This is a genomic window from Rhodobacteraceae bacterium M382 (assembly GCA_025141015.1).
Taxonomy (GTDB): domain Bacteria; phylum Pseudomonadota; class Alphaproteobacteria; order Rhodobacterales; family Rhodobacteraceae; genus Aliisedimentitalea; species Aliisedimentitalea scapharcae.
In genome coordinates this window covers 3,704,482-3,726,444 of the sequence record CP081098.1, presented here as the reverse complement: position 1 = coordinate 3,726,444, position 21,963 = coordinate 3,704,482, and the positions used below count along the sequence as shown (strand labels likewise).

Genomic DNA, 21,963 nt, shown 5'->3' with positions numbered 1-21,963 from the left:
GATGGATTCGATTCTGGTAACCGGCAATGGCCCATTGAATGGGCAGATCCCGATCGCGGGGGCAAAAAATGCGTGTTTGACGCTGATGCCGGCCACGCTTCTCAGCGACGAGCCGCTGACATTGACCAATGCGCCGCGTCTCAGCGATATACGCACCATGACAACGTTGTTGCAGTCATTGGGGGCCGAAGTATCGAGCCTGCAGGACGGGCAGGTTCTGGCAATGTCGAGCCACGATTTGAACAATCACAAGGCCGACTATGACATTGTGCGCAAAATGCGGGCGTCGATTCTGGTCCTGGGGCCGATGCTGGCCCGACACGGTCACGCGGTCGTGTCTTTGCCTGGGGGGTGTGCCATTGGCGCACGACCAGTTGATCTGCATCTCAAGGCGCTGGAAGCCATGGGGGCCGAACTGGAGCTGAAAGACGGATATGTACATGCCAAGGCTCCCGGCGGGCTCAAGGGGGGGCGGGTGACATTTCCGTTGGTCTCGGTTGGGGCAACGGAAAACGCGTTGATGGCGGCGACGTTGGCCAAGGGGACGACGGTCATTGAGAATGCTGCACGCGAACCAGAAATTGTCGATCTGGCCGATTGCCTGCGTAAAATGGGCGCCCAGATCGAAGGCGATGGCACGTCGACCATTACAATCCAGGGCGTTGACCGGCTGCATGGGGCAACGCACCCTGTCGTCACTGATCGGATCGAGCTGGGGACCTATATGTTGGCCCCGGCGATCTGTGGTGGCGAAGTCGAATTGCTGGGTGGGCGGATCAGTTTGCTCCAGGCGTTCGTGGACAAGCTGCACGACGCCGGTGTCAATGTGCAGGAGACCGAAAAAGGGTTGAAGGTGACACGCGGGCAGGAACGGATCAAAGCTGTGAATGTCACCACCGAACCTTTCCCGGGATTTCCAACCGATTTGCAGGCGCAGATGATGGCTCTGTTGTGCACGGCGTCCGGCACCAGCGTTCTGGAAGAGAAAATTTTTGAAAACAGGTTCATGCACGCTCCTGAACTGATCCGTATGGGGGCCAGTATCGACGTCCATGGCGGAACAGCTACGGTGACTGGTGTTGAACGCCTGAAAGGCGCGCCGGTGATGGCCACCGATCTGCGTGCGTCGGTGTCGCTGATTCTGGCTGGTTTGGCGGCCGAGGGTGAAACCAAGGTCAGCCGGGTGTATCATTTGGATCGTGGGTATGAACATGTGGTGCGCAAGCTGTCTGGCGTTGGTGCCAAGATTGAACGGATCCGGGGTGAATGATGAGTGACGCGAGTTTTGACGATGGGCGCGAAACCCCATTGAACCTGGGGGCCGAGGATAGCGACGACCTCAAAGTGATTTCGACCCTGCTGCAGGACGCAGTGTTTCCTGCGTCGGAAATGTCATGGCGGTCGTCGCAGCGCCGTTTCGCCATTTTGCTGAACAGGTTTCGGTGGGAAGATCGCTCCGCTGCCGAGGCCCGGGGGCGGGCCTATGAACGGGTGCAATCCCTGTTGGTCATCGACAATGTTCTGGGCGTCGCCAGCCAGGGAATTGATCGCAAGGACAAGGACGTGGTGCTGTCGTTGCTGTCGGTTGCATTCGAACCGGGCGCGGACGGCGCAGGACATGTCGAGCTGACCCTGGCGGGAGACGGTGGTTTGCGGTTGTCTGTAGAGGCGCTGGATGTGTCTATCCGCGACGTAACCCGCCCGTATCGGGCTCCGTCAGGTCATGTGCCTAATCACGACGCCTGAGATCTGGCCGGGTAACATGCAGAACAAACGTGGGATCAGTCAGGCGTTTGGGGCGGCCGAGGTTGGCCGTTTGACCCGGCGGGCCACTGTGTTTGATGTCTTTGACATCAGTCGGGTCCTGTGTTCATCGATTCGGGATTTGTGCGGGGCGGACCATCTGGATGACCCCACCGCCTTGCAGGACTGGCTACACAATAAGACACCCGAACACATTCGCGACTGGCTGGGCGACCCCGGAGAGATCTGGGTGATCGAAGTGGACGGGCACCTGGCCGCGGTTGGCGGCATCGGGCCGCTGGCGGGGCGCGAAGGGTTGATCACCTTGAATTACGTGTCTCCGGAATTCCGGTTCCAGGGTCTCAGCAACACGCTTCTGACACATCTCGAAGCGCGGCTTGTCACATTGGGGGCCGAGTTCGCCCGGCTCGAAGCCACACAAACTGCAAGGGGTTTCTATGTGGCACGGGGATGGAAAACCGACAGCACCCCCTGTGGCAAAGGCCGAAGCCAGTGCCAATCCATGGTCAAGCGACTATCTCGCGCACCTGACACGGCTTGAGCCCACTTGAGACAATCAGCGGGGAGCGCTAAGGGAAAGGCAACTTTCGGAGAGAGCCATGCCCGTATTCCTCGATACTGCCGACACTGATTTCGAAACCCGCTTTGCCACTCTGCTGGCTGCCAAACGCGAAGACAGCCCAGATGTAGACGCCATCGTTGCTGGTATCATTCAGGATGTGCGCACCCGGGGTGATGCCGCGGTGACCGAACTGACGGCCAAATTTGATCGCATCGAATTGACGGCAGAGACAATGCGGGTCAGCGCTGACGAGATTTCCAGCGCCATTGCCCAGGTCAGCGCCGATGATCGTGCCGCGCTGGAATTGGCAGCGGACCGGATTCGGGCTTATCACATCCGGCAGATGCCGCAGGATGACAGTTGGACGGATGAGGCCGGCGCAACTTTGGGGTGGCGTTGGTCTGCTGTGTCTGCAGCAGGACTGTATGTGCCCGGCGGTTTGGCGACCTATCCGTCTTCTGTTTTGATGAATGCAATTCCCGCCAAGGTAGCCGGGGTCGAACGGTTGGTGGTGACGGTTCCGACGCCCGACGGGCAAATCAATCCGCTGGTGCTGTTGGCCGCTGATCTGGCAGGGGTCGATGAAGTCTATCGTATCGGCGGCGCACAGGCGATTGCGGCCCTGGCCTATGGCACCGAAACCATTGCTCCGGTGGACAAGATCACCGGCCCTGGCAACGCCTTTGTTGCGGCGGCCAAGCGTCGGGTGTTTGGCAAGGTTGGCATCGACATGATCGCTGGCCCTTCGGAAATTCTGGTAATCGCGGATGCGGACAACAATCCCGATTGGATCGCGCTGGACCTGATGAGCCAGGCTGAACATGACGAAAGTGCCCAGTCTCTGCTGATCACCGACGATGCAGATTTTGGTCGGGCAGTCGCCCAAGCCGTGGATGCACGGTTGGAAACCCTCGAGCGTCGCGCCATCGCTGGTCCCAGCTGGCGCGACTTTGGCGCAGTTATCACCGTTCGGGATCTGGACGAGGCGGCCAAGCTGTCGAACCGCATCGCGCCTGAACATCTGGAACTCTGTGTGGCTGATCCTCTGGCGTTGTCGGAAAAGACAATTCATGCGGGGGCGATTTTTCTTGGGCAGTTTACGCCCGAGGCCATCGGCGATTATGTCGGTGGTCCCAACCACGTTCTGCCCACTGCGCGCTCGGCCCGGTTTTCGTCTGGCTTGTCAGTGATGGATTTTGTCAAACGCACCACGATGTCGCAAATGACCCCTCAGGCGTTGCGTGCCATTGGTCCCTCCGCCGAAGCTTTGGCGATATCTGAGAGCTTGGAAGCCCATGGGTTGTCGGTTCGGGTGCGGTTGGATGCGTTGAACGACTAACCGCATTCCGGGTGGTGCGACGAATGGGGGCTCTGCCCCCGTCACGCAGGCGTGACTCCCCCGGGATATTTCTGGCCAGATGAACAGGGGATCCGCTCTCCGGGGTCTGGCCGGAGAGCTTCACCTGGCGCGGCCATCGGCATCCCTGCCTGTTCCGCCTGATCAAGGTGGCGCAACAGGGTTAAGGATCCGTTACTTCATCTGGCCAAAAATATCCCCGCCGGAGGCCTCAAGCCTTTTCAGAGAAAAGGCGTAGATTTTTCCAAACGGTCTGCGCTTTGATGGTGCTTTTTGACGCGCGCGCCGCATTGCCCCGCTGTGCGCCATGTTGTAGGTCTTTGACACCCAGTTTCAGAGCCGAGACCCACGAGAAGATGAGCCGTATCAGTCATATCGAACTTGATGACCGCAACTTGCCGCCGCCAACGCCCGAAATCGAGCAGGAGCGCAAAGTGGCGATGTTCGATCTGATCGAAGAGAACAACTTTGATCTGCCTGAACGGGACGGACGGGAAATCCCGGATGGTCCTTATCACCTGGGGCTCGCGATCCGGGACAAACGGTTGGTGTTTGACGTCAATACAGAGGCCGGAGAAAAAGCAGCAGAGTTCCATCTGTCCCTGTCGCCGTTTCGGCAGGTTGTAAAAGACTACTATCAAATCTGCGAAAGCTATTTTAACGCAGTCAAGACCATGCCCCCCAGCCAAATTGAAACCATCGACATGGCGCGACGTGGGATCCACAATGAAGGCAGTCGTGTTCTGCAGGAGCGGTTGGAGGGCAAGGCCGAAATTGATACGGACACGGCCCGTCGTCTGTTCACGTTGATCTGCGTCCTGCATTTCGGGAGCTAACGGGTGGAGACGCTTCCGCAGTCGATCCTGTTTTGTTGCGACCACAATGCAGTTCGATCCCCCATGGCCGAAGGGCTGATGAAGAAGTTCTTTGGCACGGGCACCTATGTGCAGTCGGCCGGGGTCAAGAACGATATGGAAATCGACGGGTTCTGTATCGCCGTTTGTCAGGAAATCGGGGTCGAGCTGAGCCGTCATCGGTCCCGTTCTTTTGATGAGATGGAGCAATGGGGGGATGACCTGTCATCCTTTGATCTGATCGTTGCACTGTCCCCCGCATCCCAGCGGCGGGCGCTGGAGTTAACCCGGTTTTTTCATCTTGATGTCGAATATTGGCCAATAATGGACCCAACTGGGCTGGGCGAAACACGAGACGCCAAGCTAAACAGCTACCGACAAACCCGAGATCAGATTATCCAGCAGCTCAAGGGGCGCTGGGGGGAACCGAGAGAACTGAGATGAACAAGACAATCGAACAGTATTTCGCCGCCTTTAACGCGGGTGATATTGATGGGATGTTGGCCTGTCTGGCCGATGATGTGGCACATCACGTCAACGAAGGCAAAATTCGCGTGGGCAAGGAAAAGTTTGCCGATTTTTGCGCCCACATGGAGCGCTGCTATAAGGAAGAGTTGACCGATATGGTTGTCTTCGAGGCGCAGGATGGGACCCGCGCGGCCGCCGAATTTATCGTCAACGGCACCTATTTGGTAACAGACGACGGGCTGCCCGAGGCCAATGGGCAGACTTATCGGTTGCCCGCTGGATCGTTCTTTTCCCTGCGGAATGGCAAAATTATCCGAGTTACCACGTTTTACAATCTGGCAGATTGGACGCGACAGGTTTCTGCATGACGCAGATTGATGTGCGTCCGATGACGGGTGCGGCTCTTGAGGCAGCCTTGGACGATGTTGCGCGACTGCGGATCGCTGTGTTCCGGGCCTGGCCGTATCTGTATGACGGGGATTTGGGATACGAGCGGGCGTACCTGCAAAGCTATCGGGACAGCGACCGGGCTGTTGTTGTTGGTGCCTTTGATGGCACCCGGTTGGTGGGGGCATCAACCGGCGCGCCTTTGGCTGATCATGCCGATGATTTTGCCGCTGCCTTTGTGGGCACGGGAGTTGATCTGACTACCGTGTTTTACTGTGCCGAATCCGTATTGCTGCCTGACTATCGTGGCCATGGGGTCGGGCATGGATTCTTTGATGCCCGCGAGGCACACGCCCGGGCGCATGGGTTTTCAAAGTCGGCGTTCTGTGGGGTGCAACGGCCCGAGGATCATGTGATGCGACCGCCAGATTATGCGCCGCTTGATCCGTTCTGGCGCAAACGGGGGTATGAGCCGTTGACAGGGGCTGTGGCTCAGTTCAGCTGGAAGGATGTGGATCAGACACAGGCCACAGCCAAGCCGTTGCAATTCTGGATTAGGGATCTGTAACGTCAGGGCCACCAGGATTGCCTTTGCCGCGCGGCTGTCGTTACATCTGCGGGAACCTGTCGGGGAGTTGCATTGATGAAGATTGCCACCGCCGCCTATCCGCTTGATTGGCTGGACAGCTGGGCACATTACGAAGACAAGATCGCGACCTGGGTGGCTGATGCGGCCGGGCAGGGGGCGGATCTGTTGGTGTTTCCGGAATATGGGGCCATGGAGTTGTCGACCCTGGCCGGTGCAAAAGTTGCCGGAGATCTGGAACATTCGATCCATGCCGTATCGGAGCGGATGGATGAAGCTGCGGTTCTGCATCAGAAATTGGCGATGGACCATGGGGTCCATATCCTTGGAGCGTCGGCTCCGGTTATTGAAGGCCAGGGGCGTCCGGTCAACCGGGCATTTTTGTTTGCGGCTAACGGAAAACGAGCCCATCAGGACAAGCAGATCATGACCCGGTTCGAAAGGGAACATTGGGATATCGCTCCGGGTGGTGCCCTGACCCTGTTCGAGACGGATTTGGGTAAAATCGGAATACTGATTTGTTATGACAGCGAATTTCCGTTACTGGGCCGTGCATTGAGTGAGGCGGATATTCTGCTGGTGCCGTCCTGCACCGAAGCGCTGTCGGGATATTGGCGGGTTCGGATTGGTGCCATGGCGCGCGCGTTGGAGAACCAATGTGTTACGGCGATGGCATCTTTGGTGGGGGCAAACAGCTGGTCGGAAGCGGTGGACATGAACACCGGTATGGGCGGCGTATTCGGCCCTCCGGATCGGGGGTTTCCCGAAACCGGGGTCCTGGCCGAAGGCGTGTTGAACAAACCCGGGTGGACCTATGCGGATGTTGATTTGTCCAAAATCGCCGATGTTCGGGCTGATGGGATTGTGTTGAACCGAACCCATTGGCAGGAACAATTGCCGCGAACTGCGGGCCTCCAGGCGTGCAATTTGGTGGCGTGAACCGGATCGGTTGGCCCGGTGCGTGTGCGACGGCAAAAGGACCCGGTCGCGTTGGGCGTTGTCCCTGGGCCGTAATCCCTGTTTGAGGTTTCTGGGGAGGGAATCAAATTGGAGCGGGTCCAGGGGCGTTTCAGGATTTCGCCTGCCACCGGACCGCTTGGGTGCCCCATTTCCGGCGACTGGTCAGCTGCGAACCGTCAGACAAAGCGAGATTCCGCACCGTTCACGACCAAAACCACACAAACCAATGCCCAAATCAGCGACTAATCCGGTGGATTTCCGTTTGTGCCCTTGAAAAACGGGTGAAATGGGCTCATCTAGGCGCACATCCCGCAGTCTGGCGGGGAAATCAACTATGGAGACGACATGGCCAAGGAAGAAATGCTCGAATTTCCCGGTGTCGTGAAGGAACTCCTGCCGAATGCGACGTTTCGGGTCGAGCTGGAAAACGGCCATGAAATCATCGCACATACGGCAGGCAAGATGCGCAAAAACCGCATCCGTGTTCTGGCTGGCGACCGGGTCCAAGTGGAAATGACCCCTTATGATCTTACCAAGGGTCGGATCAACTATCGTTTTAAATAAGCGATTGATTTCCAAACGCAAAGCCCGGCCGTTCGTGCCGGGCTTTTGTTTTTTGGCGGTGCGCTCCCGCCCGTCTTTGCCGTTTCTGCGAAACGCCAATCCCGTTGGGCCGGGCAGCGCGCGGGGAAACCCGCGCGCTGGGGCGGGCTCAGATGTTCGCTGGTTGGAAAAGACGGAGAAGGAAGCGGGTTTTCGCTGGGCCAAAAACCGACTAAGAACGCGCGCAGTGAGATAGAGGGGACCACTCCATGGCATTCATTCTGGGGTCAGGCAGCCCGCGACGGTTGGACCTGCTGGCACAGCTGGGCATTGTACCGGATGCCGTTCGGCCACCTGAAATCGACGAATCCCCGCATAAAGGCGAAGTGCCCCGATCCTATTGCTGTCGTATTGCGCGGGAAAAGGCGCAGGCCGTTCACGCCGAGCCCGATGATTTGGTCCTGTGCGCTGACACAACAGTTGCATTGGGGCGCCGGATCCTGGGCAAACCTGCTGACGAACAGGAGGCGGCTGCATTTTTGCAGGCGCTGTCCGGGCGACGTCATCGGGTGATCACGGCGGTTGCGTTGAAAAAAGGTGAACGCGTCTGGGAACAGGACGTGGTATCCAATGTCCGCATGAAACGCCTGTCTGACGCCGATATGCGGAGCTATCTGGCTGCGGGTGATTGGCGGGGCAAGGCGGGCGGATATGCAATCCAGGGCGCTGCGGGCGCGTTTATTCCATGGATCAGCGGGTCCTTTACCGGCATCGTCGGGTTACCGCTGGCTGAAACTGCCAATCTGTTACAGGCCGCTGGGCATTGCCCCTGGAGCGCGCCGGCAAAGGAGACGACATGAAGGGTAGCAGCATCATTTTGGACCATCTGAACGACCGCGAAGCCGCGGCGCTGATGATTGATGGAAAGCTGGAAGATTTTCTGGTCGAAAACGACCTGCCGACACCGGGATCAATCTATCGGGCCAGGGCCGACCGCCCGGTCAAGGGGCAGGGCGGGATGTTTCTGTCGACCCCGGATGGGCCGGCATTTCTACGCCAGGTCAAAGGGTTGGCACCCGGAACCTTGTTGCTGGTACAAGTCACGGGGTATGCTGAACCCGGTAAAGCCATTCCTGTAACACAAAAGGTCCTGTTCAAGAGCCGTTATGCAATTGTCACCCCCGACTCGCCTGGTTTGAATGTGTCACGCTCCATTCGCGACGAAGACATGCGTGACAGGCTGTTGGAAATCGCAAACGAGGAAATGGACGGCTGTGGTTTCGGGCTGATTCTGCGATCCGCCTGTGCGGACGGCGATCCAGAGGAGATTGCCGAAGATATTGCCGCAATGCGCAATATGGCCGAGCAGGTTCTGCAGGATACAGGAACCGAAACCGAGAAGTTGACGGATGGGGACGGACCGCATCTGCTGGCGTGGCGCGACTGGCCCGGATCCTGCGACGTGATCCGCGAATCCGGAGGATTTGAAGCGCATGGTGTGCTGGACGCCTTGGAATCGGTGACATCTACCAGAGAGCCTTTGAGCGGTGGGGCGTTCTTGTACATCGAACCCACCCGGGCGCTGGTCGCCGTCGATGTGAACACGGGTTCCGACACCTCTCTGGCGGCCGGCACCAAGGCCAATATGGCCTGCGCCAAAGCTTTGCCACGGGCGCTGCGTGTGCGGGGACTGGGCGGGCAGATCACGCTGGATTTGGCTCCTATGCCCAAGAAAGACCGCCGAACCTTTGAAACCTCTCTGCGCGCAGCGTTTCGGGCGGATACCGAAGAAACAATACTCGCGGGGTGGACGCCCCTGGGACATTTTGAACTGCAACGCAAAAGAGGCCGTATTCCGCTGAAGGAGATCCTAGAATGAGTTGCCCGGTCTGTAGCGAGGAAACTGTCCAAAAGTACCGTCCGTTCTGTTCCAGACGCTGCGCGGATATCGATTTGGGAAAGTGGTTGTCCGAGGGCTATGCCATCCCCAGCGAAGCCCCCGAAGACCTTGAAATCGCACTGGAAGAGCTCGAGAATACACCTCCTGTCAAACATTGATGATTTTCTTGCAGAATCCCTCTGGACACCGCTGCGCCCAAAGCATAGAACGCCCCCACCCAAGGCGAACAGCCTAACCCATGCCCGGGTAGCTCAGGGGTAGAGCAGTGGATTGAAAATCCTCGTGTCGGTGGTTCGATTCCGCCCCCGGGCACCACTAAATCACTGAAAAAGTTGATTTATTTGGTTCGTTGAGGCCTTGGAAATTCCCCCGTAAAAGTTACACACAGTTATACACTCTTCTTACGGGCTTGTTTTGGCGAAAGTTTCCAAAAACCGAATACTCAAATCAAAACAACTCCGTAAGGGGCTGGCCATCATCCTGACGGCCCGTAGCCCATACTGGCTTATCCGCCTCCGTGATCCGATTGCCGGGAAATATGTCCATCGCTCGTCCAAGGAGACTTCGCGACTCGAAGCGATGGAAGTGGCTTACGAGTTTGCCGACAGTTTCCGAAGCAAGGCCAACAGCCACCACGCCAAGGTAAAGGCAACCAGCTTTGAACATTATGCCAAGAAGCTGATGGCTATGCAGAAAGGCCAATCGAAATGGTCTGAGGGTGACAACAAGCTGCTGAATCGGTCCAAAGACGGTTTGATCTGCTATTTCGGGAAGCATGATGTCACCAAGATCACAACGGGTATGGTTCGGGATTATCTGACGCACCTTGATGGGAATCGTAAGAAGCCTCTGGCGCATTCGACCAAATCCAAGCACGTCATCATCATTCGGAAAGTCCTGACTATTGCCGTTGAGGACGGTCTGCTGAACGTCCTGCCAGTCATGCCCAAGATCAAAACCGTGGATACGCCGAGGCACACCTTCACTGACAGCGAGTACAAGCGGTTTATGAAGGCCGCTGGTGAATGTGCCCAGCGAGGGGACAAGGTCCGTGGCGTTCAGATCACGGGCCATCATGTCAGGATGTTCCGCTTTGTCGTTCATAGCTTTCTTCGCCCAACCGAAGGCGAGCTATTTGGTCTGAAGCACAAGGATGTTCAGGTGATGACCGATCCGGTTCATTTGGAGCTCAACATGCGCAGCGGCAAGACTGGCAAGCGCACCAGTGTCACTATGAAGCTTGCTGTGGTGATCTATAAGGGCGACCGGAATCCGTTCGAACCCAAGGAACCAGACCGGGATGATTTCGTGTGGATGCCGGAATACCCAAATCGCACGACGGCCATCAACACCGCCCGGCGCTTGTTCAATCACATTTTGGTAGAAGCTGATTTGGTGGATGAGGATCGAAAGCTGTCTCCCTATTCCCTCCGGCACTATGCCATCCAAGCACGGCTCAGAGGCTCCAAGGGGAAGGTAAATCCCTATTCTCTGGCTAAGAACGCTGGGACGTCCGTGGATCAGTTGGAGCGCTTCTATCTCAAGAACATGGCCCCCACGAAAGAACTGATTGAGAACCTTCAAACCCATGGGGATGATTAGGATTCGGTCCGATTACTTCGATATGCAATCGGTATGGCAGCCACAGTGCCTGCTCGACCTTCAGTAAACGTCTTTGATGTAATCGTTATAGAACCCACCTTTGGATGGTGCGCTTAGAAAGCGGTTATAAACTTCTTCCGAAACGCCGTAGTAATCGTACCTCCCGCTCGTTCGAAACCAGATTGAAAGGGTTCCATTGCTCCATTCGATCCGAGAAATTGCTGACGAGCTGACGTAAGGCATTATTTTTCCAATATGAAAACAAGTGTCGTTGAGTGGGTAGTATGTATTTTCTGAGCTTACCGTCGGAGTTTACAGCTAGATAGAGGTTTTTGTATGCGAGGTTGTCGCAGGGGCTTCTAATTCAATCTCTGTTTGCTCTTCTTTTTTGTTGCAGTTTGCTGGGTCCAGCGTTGTCCGTCCCGCACAACCCAAAGGACGCCATTGGCGTAACAAAGGAGAAGCCAATGGCACTTGAGAAACAGTTCAAACTTGAAGCGGCTGAGAAGCCGAAAGCGATCCAGCCATTCGCCCAACGTCGTCAGAAGTTTATTGCCGCCGTCGATAAGCAGTTGGCCGGTGTGCCCGATGATGGGTCCAGCACGATCACAAGCACATGGGCTTGGAAGTCCGATGAGGGGGGGTGGTTCATCTCGCCGCGTTATGGACGGACACCGCTTGAGCTGGCCCCCGGCTTGAATGCGATCAAATGTGTCGATGTCGCCGACGTCGCCAAGAACCTCCAAAAGCTGAAGACGCTGGCGGATGAGGGCAAGCTGGACGATGTCTTGATGGAAGCTGCCACAACGATCCGCAGCCGCTTTGGAAAATGAACTTATTCATTGGGATAGGTGAATTCTTCGGATACACGAAATCCGTATTTGTGACGAGTTCATGCAATCCAGAGCTGCTTCGTGAGCAGCACCTATCCCAAGGAATTATTCTCAATGGCTGATGTTGAAATCATCAAGTTTACTCCGTCGGCGGTCAAACGCTCGTCTCCCGATAACCGTCTTGCCCGTAGGTGGTTGGATGAAAATGGTGGTCCCCAAACGACCAAGAAAGTGATTTTCGAGGGCGATGGTCGGGTGGAAGGCCGCAGTGTTCATTTTGCCCTCCTGATCGGCCTGACAGGCCAAGAAGTACGGGACTTGCATGAGAGAAAGAAGGCTGAGCTTTCCGAAGGAACAGCCTTTTACTGGTCCTTCTTGGCTTCGGATGATCCCAAAAAGCTGAGCAGTCAAATTGTGGATGGGATCGACGGCCTGAACACAAATGAGCTCGATGATGTTCTAGGTGGCGCTGGAGAAAGCGTTTTCACGGAAATTAGCCTCCGAGGGTAAAGGTCTCGATGGGCTGGGAACCAGTTTGGCCACAGGCCGAACTCAATACTCAGCCCGCCCAGACCAACCAACCAGATAATCTAATCGAGCATTTGCGAAGCACTTCACGAAGTGAAGCCATATGCCAATCTTTGACCCATTGCTTGATCATTTCATGATCAAGAACTGCGTTGGTATCTGTTTGGTATTTTTGGATTTTGGACATACTTCTCCTATCCGCTGAGGAGGAGCATGTGAGACCCTGAGGTCTGACAAACCATCTACACACGATTGCTTCAAAAGCTCGGCTGGCGGTTATCCTGTCTCAGCCTACGTGCTGCTTACACAGCGGACCGATGTACTAGCGCCCTGTAGATGGCAATTTGGCTAGCTCGGCGACGGCACTACCCCGTCTCGTGATGACAATTAATTTGCTCTGTCTCTCTCATGGGGGCTTTCATCCTTCCCCCGGCTTTCGCTGTCTCCTAACCCTACTTTTTCGATGACGTCATGTCTGCCGACCTACTTAATTCGGTTCTGCACCACTGGCGGAGATTGCCGTGACCCTATTGGGTCCGATTGCATGACGTTTCGGGCTGTCTATGTGGTTTTCTGTATCGCGTTCCTGATACGAAGAGAGCTTCGAGCTGTGTGTAATATGGCTGTGTGTGGCGGTGGATTTCGAAGTGTGTCGATGTGTGTTGTTGTGTGGGGGTATTTATAGGTCGCAGACCTCCCTCTTGAGGTTTTTCAGGAGGTCAAAGGCAAAAAGGTAAGTTTGCCCCCGAAGCCGTGGATTGCGGGCATAATGTTCCCCGATGGCTGACTAGGAGCAGGAAGTCAAAAAATAGTAAAAGTGCCATATGGGTGTAAGCGAATGACATTTACTATTTTTGAGATCTGGTACAGGCTTGGCCGATTAGGTGAACCCTGCCAGCCATCAGCCCATTCAAAAGATCTGGAATCCAAATGAACTTCAATCCTCAATATCGTCCAGATCAGTTCGGTCGCAAAAATGGTCCTAAAACCAAGTACCCTCGATATCTGATCATCGGGTTCGATACCGAGTATCAGAGGGAAAAAGTCACAAATGCTGAAGGCAAAGTCGAGCTGAGGAACCAAGTTCTTTCTTATCAGTATAGCTGTCGCATCATCTCTCCGGAGAACGCTGAGTTCGAGCCGCATTGGTCCGGTATCGTTCTGCCGAAGGGGCGTCAGGACAGCGACCGCCTGACCTTAACCGAATTTGTTGAACATGCGCTTGCTGCCGGGTTCCGGGCCAATCCCAATCTGAATATGCCTGTCGATATCTATCTGGTGGCCCATTTCACTCGTGCAGATGTTCCGGGGTTCAGTGACTTCAAAGACGAAGCGTCCCGAAAGGCGATGCAGCTCGAAAACATTCGCGGCCTCTTCATGAACGTCAGAAAAGACATTCCTGTAAAGCTGAGCCGAGGCAAGGGGCTGAGGCCTATTCGCTTGGGGGTGAAGATCAGAGACACGATTGCTCTGGCACCAGCAGGGGCAAAGAGCCTTGCTCGATTGGGTGATATTCTCAACTTCAAGAAAATAGATCTGTCCGACGATCCTGATAAAGAGCTGCGCCTCAAACAGAACATGGCGGAACTGATGGAAACGGATTGGAGGCTGTTTCGTGAATATGCCATCCGTGATGCAGAAATCTGTGATCAGTACGTCACCAGAATCATCCGCATGTATTTTGAGAAAACTGGGAGGTTCAAACTGCCTGTCACGCTGACTTCCATCGGCGTCGATTTGATCCAAGAGTTCTGGGTGTCCCAAGGCGTTCATCCGCTGGAGATCGTGGCCAAGGAGGAGGCGGTAGAGAAATACTGGAGCAAGAAGAAAGAACGTTTCCAGTCGCGCAAGAAGCTTGTTTCGATCCCAAAACTGCACTGGAACGAGGATTTCTTCACCGAGTGCTACCATGGTGGCCGCAACGAACAGTTTTGGTTCGGACCAGCTCCCGAAGGGGTTTGGTACGACTATGATCTGACCAGTGCGTATCCATCTGGAATGGCGATCATCGGCAATCCCCATTGGGATACGATTAGAGCGATTAGCAGCACTGACGAATTGCTCACCCGCTTTGCCCCGGATGATCTGGCATATGCAAATGTGGATTTTGAGTTCCCGGATGAAGTTCGGTATCCCGTTCTGCCTGTGAGAACAGAGAATGGCTTACTGTTCCCCCGCAAGGGCAACAGTACGACCCACATCAGCGAAATCCTCCTCGCCAAGCAACTTGGCTGCAAGATCAATTTGATTGAAGGCAGACAGATCGACTCTGACAGGATCATCAGCAGAACAGAGGAATATGCCCCGGCGAAACGCCCGTTCTCTGGTTTTGCCCGCAACTGCATTGTCGAGCGGTCCAAGCACAAGAAGAAATCTCTGGATAACCTGTTCTGGAAAGAGCTGGTGAATTCCACTTATGGCAAGACCGCCCAAGGTCTGCGGGAGCGTCGGATTTATGATCTGCGGGATGCAGAGACAAAGCCTTTGGAACCCAGTAAGATCACCAACCCGGTCTATGCTGCTTTCATCACCGCCTTCTGTCGTGGGGTGCTGGGGGAGATCATGAATGCGCTTCCTGAAAGCGTTCAAATCTTCAGCGTCACGACAGACGGCTTTCTGACGACAGCAACAGACGAACAGATGCAGGCGGTCGCCTTTGGCCCTCTGGGGCGCAGATACTTGGACTCGCGGCGCAGGCTTGCAGGTGAATGGGGCATCTACGAGATCAAGCATATCATCCGTCAGCCCGTTGGATGGCGAACCCGTGGCCAAGCCACGTTGCAGCCTTCCCTTCCCAAGGATTGGGAGGGAACAGGCATGACCCCCAAGGAAGACGAAAAGGTTGTTTTGGCCAAGGGAGGCATCAAACTGGATGCTGCGCTGACCAAGAAGGAACAGAACGACAAAATCCTGCAATTGTTTTTGGAACGCAGGCCAACCGACAAAATGGATGTCACTCTCGGCGCTGGCATTCGTGAGATGTACGAGCAGGGAATGGACTTCGTCGACAAGACGATGACGAAACGGCTGTCGATGGAATTTGACTGGAAGCGGCGACCACATACGGCTGGAGAGGTATCTGTTCCTGCACTAGGCAAGCAAACCCATGACCACTTAGCGTTCTCAACTCAGCCATGGGACAGCGTCGACCAGTTCAACACCGTTCGTGCGATTTGGGCGGACTACAATAAGCAGTCTCCCCATTGTCTAAAGACGCTGGCGGACTATCAGGCATGGGCTGAGTACTTTGAAAGCAAGCTGGCTGCTCAAGGTGAAGCGGGAGCGTATCTGGCCACGGACGACGGCATTCTGAAGCGGGTGCGGCGTGACTTGGTCATTGCACACAAACTGCGAAAGGCTGGTACTCACGAGCTCAAGCCTCACGCCTTTGGAAACAAAAAGATCTTCCCGACATACAAAATCAGATCAAACGAACTGGCTGACATATTGAACGACGGACTCGGCATTCCATGCTCAAAATTTGACGTATACAACGCTCGGAAAAAGACCGCCTTCATTCCCCACCAAGTGCCAAACTGCTTCCAGGCTGAAGTCCTGCTCAGGAAGGTGAAGAGGTATCTGTTTCCCAAGCTGGACATTGATCAGTTCCTGACCCCAAAGGCTGCTTTCAACCTTGATGTTGAAAAGGCTGAAATCTTGGAAAATCCCATCGATTCAGCGTAGTTAGATCCAGGCAAAAACACAGGAGACCGGCTCTTGTCTGAACTTCACAACAAGCAAACAAACACCAGACAGTGTTTGGCTAATCTGGACAATCGGTTTGGGGGTTTAGATGGCCCTACTACAAATCCTTTGCGTTCATCACATGGCGAGTGGATTGGTGGGTTTTTCTGGAGCCCCCTGTGCGAAGCGTTTGGTGCAAAGCTGGGAAGTCTCGCTGATGATCATGGCGTTGCGCATCTACGGGGCGAAGAAAGGCTTTTCCTGTTCAATCACCCGTATTTGACTGCCAAGTTGGAGGAAATTGACAACCCGAAAATTGAAAGCTGGCTTCAAGAAATCACTGCCCTTGTGAGCGATTGCTCCGATGCAATTTCATCACTCGCACCTTCCACAGTTGAACTGAAAGCTGAAGTCGCTGGGGGTGCTCCTTTGTCTTGCCGGTACGTTGATCAGTATGGGGCGCTTGTTCTCGATGTTGCTATGACTGTCAGGCGGTATCTCAAGAAGCAATATGCTGCGGAAATGGTTGATGCCCGTCCCGGCGTGATCGACGAGGTAGAGCTGCCGGAGCTTTCAGAGCTGCGCAAAGGATTTTGGACAAAACGTGCGGCTGACATGCGTCATGAAGAGGATGGACACCCCGACATTCCGTTTTAGGTCAAGTTTGCTGTACTATGTGTCCTCCATAGTATCCAGATGACGATGCAGCTTGACTTTCTTGACGAAAGCTATCGTTGAACAGCGTGACGAACGAGCTTACAAGCAAGGTAAATCATGGCGTTAGTGGAGGTCGTCACTTTCTTGCTCACGCCATTCATTTTTGAGTGGTGTCGACGCTTTAGGACGTACAAACATAACGCGACAGAAATCACCCTGAAGTTGGCGTGGAGAGGTAGGAGGACAGATGGACATAAAAGAAGTTTGCCTCCGCAATATTGGTTGCTTTGAAAGTCAGTGCATCCAGTTGGCCCCTTCGGAGAATTTGAGTGGAAATGTAACCGTATTTGTTGGCAACAATGGGTCAGGAAAAACGTCGATCTTGAAAGCAATTGCGACGGGGTTGAGTTGGTTTGTATCCCGCCTTCGAAGCGAAACGGGAAAAGGTACTCCACTGCCTGAGTTGGTCATTTCCAATGGGAAGGCAACTGGTGCGATTGAGATCACCATCCCGGGGGAGCCCAACTTTGGCGGTGAGAGTGAAAACGCCAAGGCTGGATTCTCGTGGACGATCACGAACACGCGTAAGGGACGCAACGCCGAAGAACGAAGTCACTTGTCTGGGGCTTCAGCACTAGCGAACCACTTCCGCTCGGCGCTTTCAGGCGATGAAAAAGCAAGTTTGCCGCTGGTAGCTTTCTATCCTGTCGAACGGGTAGTATTGGATGTTCCCCTCAAAATCCGAAATAAACACTCCTTTGACCAACTCGACGGATATGACAACTCACTTAGTCAAGGCGTAGATTTTCGCAGGTTTTTTGAGTGGTTTCGCAACCGTGAAGATACGGAGAATGAGACCTCCCTTTCGGCAGATGCCTTGGAGGCCCTAAGGAACGTACTCGGCGACAATGCTGAGCTTTGGGCAAAGCTCAGGGAGTTGAACGCATCTTCTCGAGACCGCCAACTGTCTGCTGTTAGGCAGGCTGTTTCGGAGTTCATGCCGGGCTTCGAGAACTTGAAGGTTCGCCGTAAGCCCAGACTTCACATGTCTATCGATAAAGATGGTGAAACTTTCAACGTGTTGCAACTTTCGCAGGGCGAGAAGTCGTTGATGGCGTTGGTTGGTGATATTGCTCGACGCCTAGCAATGATGAATCCTGGAATGGACAATCCACTGAATGGCGATGGGATAATTCTCATTGACGAAGTCGATTTGCATCTGCACCCGACATGGCAGCGAAGCATTGTTCGTCGCCTAACGAAAACTTTTCCAAATTGTCAATTTGTTTTGACCTCTCATTCCCCGTTGGTGATCAGTGATAGCACGGATATATTGGTCTATGCGCTTGAAAACGGGGAGCTTGAAACCTTGAGTTCGCAATACGGCCAAGATGTGAACAGTGTCTTGCTTGAGGTGATGGAGACGCCAATACGAAACGAGTATGTCGATGGCAAAATCAAAGACATTCTGGATGCGGTTCAAGAAAATGAGTTCTCTACGGCGAGTGCTCTCATAAAGGAGTTAGAGAGCCACTTACCTAACGATTCATCTTCTATGGAGCTTGCTAAGGCAAAATTACTATTGAAGAAGCGTGAGTTAAAATTTGCGGCAAATCGAAACGTCCCCTGAACCCAGCGAATTCGCTGATTGGAAGAAGAGAAATCCGGGAAAGAAATACGGGGACATTGATGACCCTAGTGTCCGGCCTGCGATAAGGCTCGCGAACACGAAGGCGCAATACTATCTTTGCGCCTATTGTTGTTGTGAGATTTCGGGTGAAAACCGCGATACAATGAATGAGCATGTAGAAGCTCAGCACCTCGCTCCCAACCGCACGCTCGATTTTGGCAACATTGTTGCTAGCTGTAAAACTCCTAAGCAGTGTGATGACGCACACAAATCGCAGCCCCTTCCGCTTACCCCTCTGATGCCTGAATGTGTAGAGGAATTGCAATTTAAGCTAAGCGGCAGAGTTGAAGGGAAAACAGAACGGGCCCAAGAGGCAATAAGGGTCCTGAATCTAGGGGACCATGAGAAGAACAATAGGGCTCTGGTGGAAAAACGAAAAAATCTCGTTGAAGCTTTGTTGTGGGAAAACGGTGTCGACCCCTCCGAGGGTCTAGATGATGATGATCTGATCAAGCTGGTTTTGGACAGTATTGCAACTGTTGAAAACGGAAAGTTGCGCCCGTTCTCACCAGCTCTGGCAAGTGTTCTGAGTGCATGGCTGGAGCCCTAATCATTGATTGACACCAAATAGTTCCTGACAGTCTGCGGGTACCACTTTCCACCCTTGGCAGTTCTGACGCCTCGCTCGTTCAGCAGCCGTGCTGCTCCTGAAAACGTTCCAGCCTCCGCAATCGCCTGTTCAAAATCGACCTGTATCGTTTCGAAGAATTCCTCCTTCTCCAGCCGCCGTTGTGCGGCCAAGGCATGTGCATTCCGTCCAAGCACGGTTCCTCGGTTCTTGGCCGCTCTGAGCGCCGCTTTAGTGCGTTCTGAGATCTGTCGGCGTTCTTCTTCGGCAAAGCAGGCCAGCAGGTGCAGGAAGAATGTCGAGACGTTGGGATGTTCGCAGACGACCAACTCAATACCCTGGTCGATGATCCCGGAGATGAACGACACCTTCCGAGAAAAGCGGTCAAGTTTGGGGATTAGCAGTTTCGACCGGGTCTTCTTGACGAGGTTGATCGCGTTCCACAACTCAACACGGTCATCGCGTTTGCCGGATTGGATTTCGGTGAACTCGGCAACCACCTTATCATGAGGCTGAAGGAACTGCTCGACCATCGCGCGTTGTGCTTCCAGCCCAAGGCCAGACCGCCCCTGCCGTTCCGTCGAAACCCGATAATAGGCAACGTATTCTGTCAATTCGGACCCTCCGTACAAAGCAAACCTTGGTTTGTCGTAGAAGGCGTCCGAATATCCAATCAGGGAGGCAACGGTTTAGAAGGTGGCGTTGGTTGTGACGAGTTTTTTCCCTGCATTTTTTTTGCTGTGGCGGGTGATCATTCCAAGGTCAGCTTTTCAACTGGATCGAGATCGTTGTGCAGCTCAACCAGTGCGTTCAGGGCATCGTAAGTCTTTCTGACCAAGGCGATCTCTGTAGCAACTCTTTGATCGTTTAAAACATCGTCCCCAATGTCTTTTATGATTTTTTCTAGTTTCTCGGCGAGGTCACGTTTTGACATCAGACCACCCTCCTTTGCTCGTGAAACAATGCACTGATTCACAAGAAATTCCAGCCTCAGATCTGCAATTTGTTGAGTGCCCGCGAATTACAGCGTTGCTTCCGAATGCCATCTAAAGTTCGCAGACGCCTTGCCCGAAGATACTGTAGGCTGCTCGGATGCAATCGGCATTCTCCCGACAAGACCTTTTAATTGCCCATTCAAGCAATTAGATTGTGAGCGGAGCAGCTTGACAACAAGGTTAAAGGTGCGAGTCGCATCTGCCTATTAGGTGACCACTTGCTTCGTGTGTTTGGCTGCTCCACCTTGAGCGAGAGATATGGCGTACAACTACGATCTTAGACGAGTTTCCACTAAGTCACAGCTTTTGACGTACATTGGTATCGAAGAGGTCTGGTTTGACCAAGCCTGCAGCTTCGATGTTGATGAGTACGACCGGTCTCTTCGCCAAAGTGACCTTGGAGAAGTTGGTACCTTCATTCGCCATAGTTTCGAACGCCATGAGATTCCCAAGCGAAACCCATCGAGGGGGCGGCGCGTTGTTTGGGAAGCGAACGCCCCGCTTGGTAACATTTACAAAGGTCTTGCTCGACGCCTTACACGGTTTCTCGAGATCGCCATAAGTGGTTTCCCACATTCTCAGTGCTTTGGGTATGTTCGGGGTCGGAACATCCGGAATAACGCTCAGCTTCATTCGGGGGCAGCGTTGCTCCTGAAAGCGGATATTCAGGACTTTTTTCCTACGATCACTCGACAGCGTGTCGAACAACTCTTTATGGGTTCAGGCGTGGAGGCCGACATATCCGAACTAATGGCACGCTTTTTGACAATCGATGATCGGTTGGCTCTGGGGCTTCCTACAAGCCCAATCATTGCGAATGCGATCTGCCACGAACTGGATTTCGAGTTGCATGAACTGGCTGCGAGTACAGGCTCAACCTACAGCCGCTATGCCGACGACCTTTCGTTTTCCTCTGACGGCACCTTGCCGGAAGTCTCGGGTGTTTCGGAGATTGTCGAAAGGCATGGGTTTGCATTGGCAGTAGACAAAACGCGATCCACCAAGCGCGGACAAAACCACTATGTCACCGGTTTAAGCGTGTCTGATCCGCTGTCACCACATGCACCGCGGTCCATGAAGCGTGGGTTGCGCCAAGAACTATTCTATGCCCACAAATTTGGTCTGAGAGATCACATCGGGAGTTTGGGAATCTCTGAGGGCGATGAGGTGCAGCGTTACATCAATCATCTCGATGGACGTGTAAGATATGTAGCCTTCCATGAGCCACGCAAGGCGTCGGAACTTGTTTCTTTGTGGCAGGAAATCCTCAATGAAGAGGGTGATGAAGTTAGCTTTGAGCCTAAAAACCAACATACTTCGATGTTTTATTTCTTTGTCGATGAGACTGAGTTCGAATGGAAGGGAAAGAAATATCTGGCATTAGGTTTGAGTGCGTCTCAACAGCAGGATGTTATTAACGCTACGACTGAGCGCATCTTGAAAAACTATCTTGCCGATCCGTTTTCTGACGGGGATCTAGAGGCGATTCAACAGAACGGAATGCACTTTTCCCATGCGACGGAAGATTTAAGATCCCTGTATGTCCAAGCTCTCAAGACACTCCCTTTCCAAGGTTACATCGTTTTTGGGGAGCAACACGGTGATTTCGAGGCTGACTACACAAGGCTGCTTGACCACATAATCAAGCGTCGACTGATGGCTGCGGAAAGTAAGGGAGCGGAGCTGTGTTTCGAGCAATCGAGTAAGGTTTCAAAGAACGCAATAGAAGCCGTAGTACGAGATGCCTGGGGGGAACTTCGGCAAACGAACAACCGCCGTCCTAAGTATGTGAGTGTCAATGTGGTAGACAAGAACTGGTTTGGCGTGGGCGTTCCCGATTTCCTTTTAGGGGTATTTCGCAGGTATATTTTAAGCGACCCCACTGTAACGCCACCGCTACGTCAACAAAACATGTTTGAAGGGTTACGTGACAAAATCCGCGTAATCGTCAATGCCGATACTGGCGAAGAATTCACACGACGGCACCCGTTCGAAAATTCTTCCATGCCTCGAAGTTAGCGGCAG

The 21,963-nt window shown here is 53.9% G+C and carries 24 protein-coding genes and 1 tRNA gene; 22 read left to right on the top strand and 3 right to left on the bottom strand.

Going from position 1 to position 21,963, the window contains the following annotated elements; genetic code table 11:
• Position 1 precedes the first annotated feature (1 nt).
• The 15 genes from murA (at position 2) to K3727_17275 (ending at position 10,983) form a co-directional block, all read left to right on the top strand.
• A complete protein-coding gene (gene murA, locus K3727_17345; protein ID UWQ90513.1) occupies positions 2-1,270 on the top strand; it encodes a UDP-N-acetylglucosamine 1-carboxyvinyltransferase in 1,269 nt (422 codons plus the stop codon).
• Positions 1,270-1,746, top strand: a complete 477-nt coding sequence (locus K3727_17340) for a DUF2948 family protein (protein UWQ93439.1) — start codon at positions 1,270-1,272, stop codon at positions 1,744-1,746. Before murA ends, K3727_17340 begins: the two co-directional genes overlap by 1 nt.
• Before the next feature lie 16 nt (positions 1,747-1,762).
• Positions 1,763-2,305 carry a GNAT family N-acetyltransferase gene (locus K3727_17335; protein ID UWQ90512.1) on the top strand — a complete coding sequence of 181 codons (543 nt, stop codon included), beginning with the start codon at positions 1,763-1,765 and terminating at the stop codon, positions 2,303-2,305.
• Between the two features lie 58 nt (positions 2,306-2,363).
• Positions 2,364-3,665: a histidinol dehydrogenase gene (gene hisD, locus K3727_17330; GenBank protein UWQ90511.1), complete on the top strand. Its 1,302-nt coding sequence runs from the start codon at positions 2,364-2,366 to the stop codon at positions 3,663-3,665.
• A 374-nt stretch (positions 3,666-4,039) separates the two neighbouring features.
• Complete coding sequence (locus tag K3727_17325; protein ID UWQ90510.1) at positions 4,040-4,519, top strand: UPF0262 family protein; 480 nt, start codon at positions 4,040-4,042, stop codon at positions 4,517-4,519.
• 3 nt (positions 4,520-4,522) lie between these two features.
• Positions 4,523-4,981, top strand: coding sequence for a low molecular weight phosphatase family protein (locus tag K3727_17320; GenBank protein ID UWQ90509.1), 459 nt, complete (start codon positions 4,523-4,525; stop codon positions 4,979-4,981).
• Positions 4,978-5,373 (top strand): nuclear transport factor 2 family protein, encoded by a 396-nt coding sequence (locus K3727_17315; GenBank protein UWQ90508.1) that lies wholly within the window; start codon positions 4,978-4,980, stop codon positions 5,371-5,373. Before K3727_17320 ends, K3727_17315 begins: the two co-directional genes overlap by 4 nt.
• On the top strand, positions 5,370-5,960 hold the full coding sequence (locus tag K3727_17310) for a GNAT family N-acetyltransferase (GenBank protein ID UWQ90507.1): 591 nt from the start codon (positions 5,370-5,372) through the stop codon (positions 5,958-5,960). Before K3727_17315 ends, K3727_17310 begins: the two co-directional genes overlap by 4 nt.
• A gap of 75 nt (positions 5,961-6,035) precedes the next feature.
• Entirely contained in the window at positions 6,036-6,917 is an 882-nt protein-coding gene (locus K3727_17305; GenBank protein UWQ90506.1) for a carbon-nitrogen hydrolase family protein, read from the top strand.
• 366 nt (positions 6,918-7,283) lie between these two features.
• Positions 7,284-7,502, top strand: a complete 219-nt coding sequence (infA, locus tag K3727_17300; GenBank protein UWQ90505.1) for a translation initiation factor IF-1 — start codon at positions 7,284-7,286, stop codon at positions 7,500-7,502.
• Between the two features lie 248 nt (positions 7,503-7,750).
• The gene (locus K3727_17295) at positions 7,751-8,341 is read left to right on the top strand and encodes a Maf family protein (GenBank protein ID UWQ90504.1); all 591 of its coding nucleotides are present in this window, start codon (positions 7,751-7,753) and stop codon (positions 8,339-8,341) included.
• Entirely contained in the window at positions 8,338-9,360 is a 1,023-nt protein-coding gene (locus K3727_17290; protein ID UWQ90503.1) for a ribonuclease E/G, read from the top strand. Before K3727_17295 ends, K3727_17290 begins: the two co-directional genes overlap by 4 nt.
• Positions 9,357-9,539: a DNA gyrase inhibitor YacG gene (locus K3727_17285; protein UWQ90502.1), complete on the top strand. Its 183-nt coding sequence runs from the start codon at positions 9,357-9,359 to the stop codon at positions 9,537-9,539. The genes K3727_17290 and K3727_17285 overlap by 4 nt, the downstream gene beginning before the upstream one ends.
• An 82-nt stretch (positions 9,540-9,621) precedes the next feature.
• Positions 9,622-9,696: transfer RNA gene (locus K3727_17280), tRNA-Phe, on the top strand.
• Positions 9,697-9,966: 270 nt separating this feature from the next.
• The gene (locus K3727_17275) at positions 9,967-10,983 is read left to right on the top strand and encodes a site-specific integrase (protein ID UWQ93438.1); all 1,017 of its coding nucleotides are present in this window, start codon (positions 9,967-9,969) and stop codon (positions 10,981-10,983) included.
• A gap of 60 nt (positions 10,984-11,043) precedes the next feature.
• On the opposite strand, the gene K3727_17270 is transcribed toward K3727_17275, so the two are convergent.
• Positions 11,044-11,226 carry a KTSC domain-containing protein gene (locus K3727_17270; protein ID UWQ90501.1) on the bottom strand — a complete coding sequence of 61 codons (183 nt, stop codon included), beginning with the start codon at positions 11,224-11,226 and terminating at the stop codon, positions 11,044-11,046.
• A 224-nt stretch (positions 11,227-11,450) separates the two neighbouring features.
• Here K3727_17270 and K3727_17265 point away from each other — a divergent pair, with 224 nt between their 5' ends.
• From K3727_17265 to K3727_17240, 6 genes are all read left to right on the top strand, one after another.
• Positions 11,451-11,816 carry a hypothetical protein gene (locus K3727_17265; GenBank protein UWQ90500.1) on the top strand — a complete coding sequence of 122 codons (366 nt, stop codon included), beginning with the start codon at positions 11,451-11,453 and terminating at the stop codon, positions 11,814-11,816.
• 114 nt (positions 11,817-11,930) lie between these two features.
• Complete coding sequence (locus tag K3727_17260) at positions 11,931-12,326, top strand: hypothetical protein (GenBank protein ID UWQ90499.1); 396 nt, start codon at positions 11,931-11,933, stop codon at positions 12,324-12,326.
• Between the two features lie 948 nt (positions 12,327-13,274).
• Entirely contained in the window at positions 13,275-16,028 is a 2,754-nt protein-coding gene (locus tag K3727_17255; protein UWQ90498.1) for a hypothetical protein, read from the top strand.
• 33 nt (positions 16,029-16,061) lie between these two features.
• Positions 16,062-16,685 (top strand): hypothetical protein, encoded by a 624-nt coding sequence (locus tag K3727_17250; protein ID UWQ90497.1) that lies wholly within the window; start codon positions 16,062-16,064, stop codon positions 16,683-16,685.
• A gap of 247 nt (positions 16,686-16,932) precedes the next feature.
• On the top strand, positions 16,933-18,315 hold the full coding sequence (locus tag K3727_17245; protein UWQ90496.1) for an AAA family ATPase: 1,383 nt from the start codon (positions 16,933-16,935) through the stop codon (positions 18,313-18,315).
• Complete coding sequence (locus K3727_17240; protein UWQ90495.1) at positions 18,290-18,925, top strand: hypothetical protein; 636 nt, start codon at positions 18,290-18,292, stop codon at positions 18,923-18,925. The genes K3727_17245 and K3727_17240 overlap by 26 nt, the downstream gene beginning before the upstream one ends.
• On the opposite strand, the gene K3727_17235 is transcribed toward K3727_17240, so the two are convergent.
• Together K3727_17235 and K3727_17230 are read right to left on the bottom strand one after the other, a co-directional pair.
• Positions 18,922-19,557 carry a recombinase family protein gene (locus K3727_17235; protein ID UWQ90494.1) on the bottom strand — a complete coding sequence of 212 codons (636 nt, stop codon included), beginning with the start codon at positions 19,555-19,557 and terminating at the stop codon, positions 18,922-18,924. The genes K3727_17240 and K3727_17235 overlap by 4 nt on opposite strands.
• 137 nt (positions 19,558-19,694) lie before the next feature.
• Positions 19,695-19,877 carry a hypothetical protein gene (locus tag K3727_17230; GenBank protein ID UWQ90493.1) on the bottom strand — a complete coding sequence of 61 codons (183 nt, stop codon included), beginning with the start codon at positions 19,875-19,877 and terminating at the stop codon, positions 19,695-19,697.
• 319 nt (positions 19,878-20,196) lie between these two features.
• Between K3727_17230 and K3727_17225 the strand changes: the two genes are divergently transcribed.
• On the top strand, positions 20,197-21,957 hold the full coding sequence (locus K3727_17225) for a reverse transcriptase family protein (GenBank protein UWQ90492.1): 1,761 nt from the start codon (positions 20,197-20,199) through the stop codon (positions 21,955-21,957).
• The last annotated feature ends 6 nt before the right edge of the window (positions 21,958-21,963 follow it).

Excerpts from the sequence above, each read along its gene's own strand:
- murA (UWQ90513.1), top strand. The coding sequence starts at position 2 with ATGGATTCGATTCTGGTAACCGGCAATGGCCCATTGAATGGGCAGATC.
- K3727_17340 (UWQ93439.1), top strand. The coding sequence starts at position 1,270 with ATGAGTGACGCGAGTTTTGACGATGGGCGCGAAACCCCATTGAACCTG.
- K3727_17335 (UWQ90512.1), top strand. The coding sequence starts at position 1,763 with ATGCAGAACAAACGTGGGATCAGTCAGGCGTTTGGGGCGGCCGAGGTT.
- hisD (UWQ90511.1), top strand. The coding sequence starts at position 2,364 with ATGCCCGTATTCCTCGATACTGCCGACACTGATTTCGAAACCCGCTTT.
- K3727_17325 (UWQ90510.1), top strand. The coding sequence starts at position 4,040 with ATGAGCCGTATCAGTCATATCGAACTTGATGACCGCAACTTGCCGCCG.
- K3727_17315 (UWQ90508.1), top strand. The coding sequence starts at position 4,978 with ATGAACAAGACAATCGAACAGTATTTCGCCGCCTTTAACGCGGGTGAT.
- K3727_17310 (UWQ90507.1), top strand. The coding sequence starts at position 5,370 with ATGACGCAGATTGATGTGCGTCCGATGACGGGTGCGGCTCTTGAGGCA.
- K3727_17305 (UWQ90506.1), top strand. The coding sequence starts at position 6,036 with ATGAAGATTGCCACCGCCGCCTATCCGCTTGATTGGCTGGACAGCTGG.
- infA (UWQ90505.1), top strand. The coding sequence starts at position 7,284 with ATGGCCAAGGAAGAAATGCTCGAATTTCCCGGTGTCGTGAAGGAACTC.
- K3727_17295 (UWQ90504.1), top strand. The coding sequence starts at position 7,751 with ATGGCATTCATTCTGGGGTCAGGCAGCCCGCGACGGTTGGACCTGCTG.
- K3727_17290 (UWQ90503.1), top strand. The coding sequence starts at position 8,338 with ATGAAGGGTAGCAGCATCATTTTGGACCATCTGAACGACCGCGAAGCC.
- K3727_17285 (UWQ90502.1), top strand. The coding sequence starts at position 9,357 with ATGAGTTGCCCGGTCTGTAGCGAGGAAACTGTCCAAAAGTACCGTCCG.
- K3727_17270 (UWQ90501.1), bottom strand. The coding sequence starts at position 11,226 with ATGCCTTACGTCAGCTCGTCAGCAATTTCTCGGATCGAATGGAGCAAT.
- K3727_17265 (UWQ90500.1), top strand. The coding sequence starts at position 11,451 with ATGGCACTTGAGAAACAGTTCAAACTTGAAGCGGCTGAGAAGCCGAAA.
- K3727_17260 (UWQ90499.1), top strand. The coding sequence starts at position 11,931 with ATGGCTGATGTTGAAATCATCAAGTTTACTCCGTCGGCGGTCAAACGC.
- K3727_17255 (UWQ90498.1), top strand. The coding sequence starts at position 13,275 with ATGAACTTCAATCCTCAATATCGTCCAGATCAGTTCGGTCGCAAAAAT.
- K3727_17245 (UWQ90496.1), top strand. The coding sequence starts at position 16,933 with ATGGACATAAAAGAAGTTTGCCTCCGCAATATTGGTTGCTTTGAAAGT.
- K3727_17230 (UWQ90493.1), bottom strand. The coding sequence starts at position 19,877 with ATGTCAAAACGTGACCTCGCCGAGAAACTAGAAAAAATCATAAAAGAC.
- K3727_17225 (UWQ90492.1), top strand. The coding sequence starts at position 20,197 with ATGGCGTACAACTACGATCTTAGACGAGTTTCCACTAAGTCACAGCTT.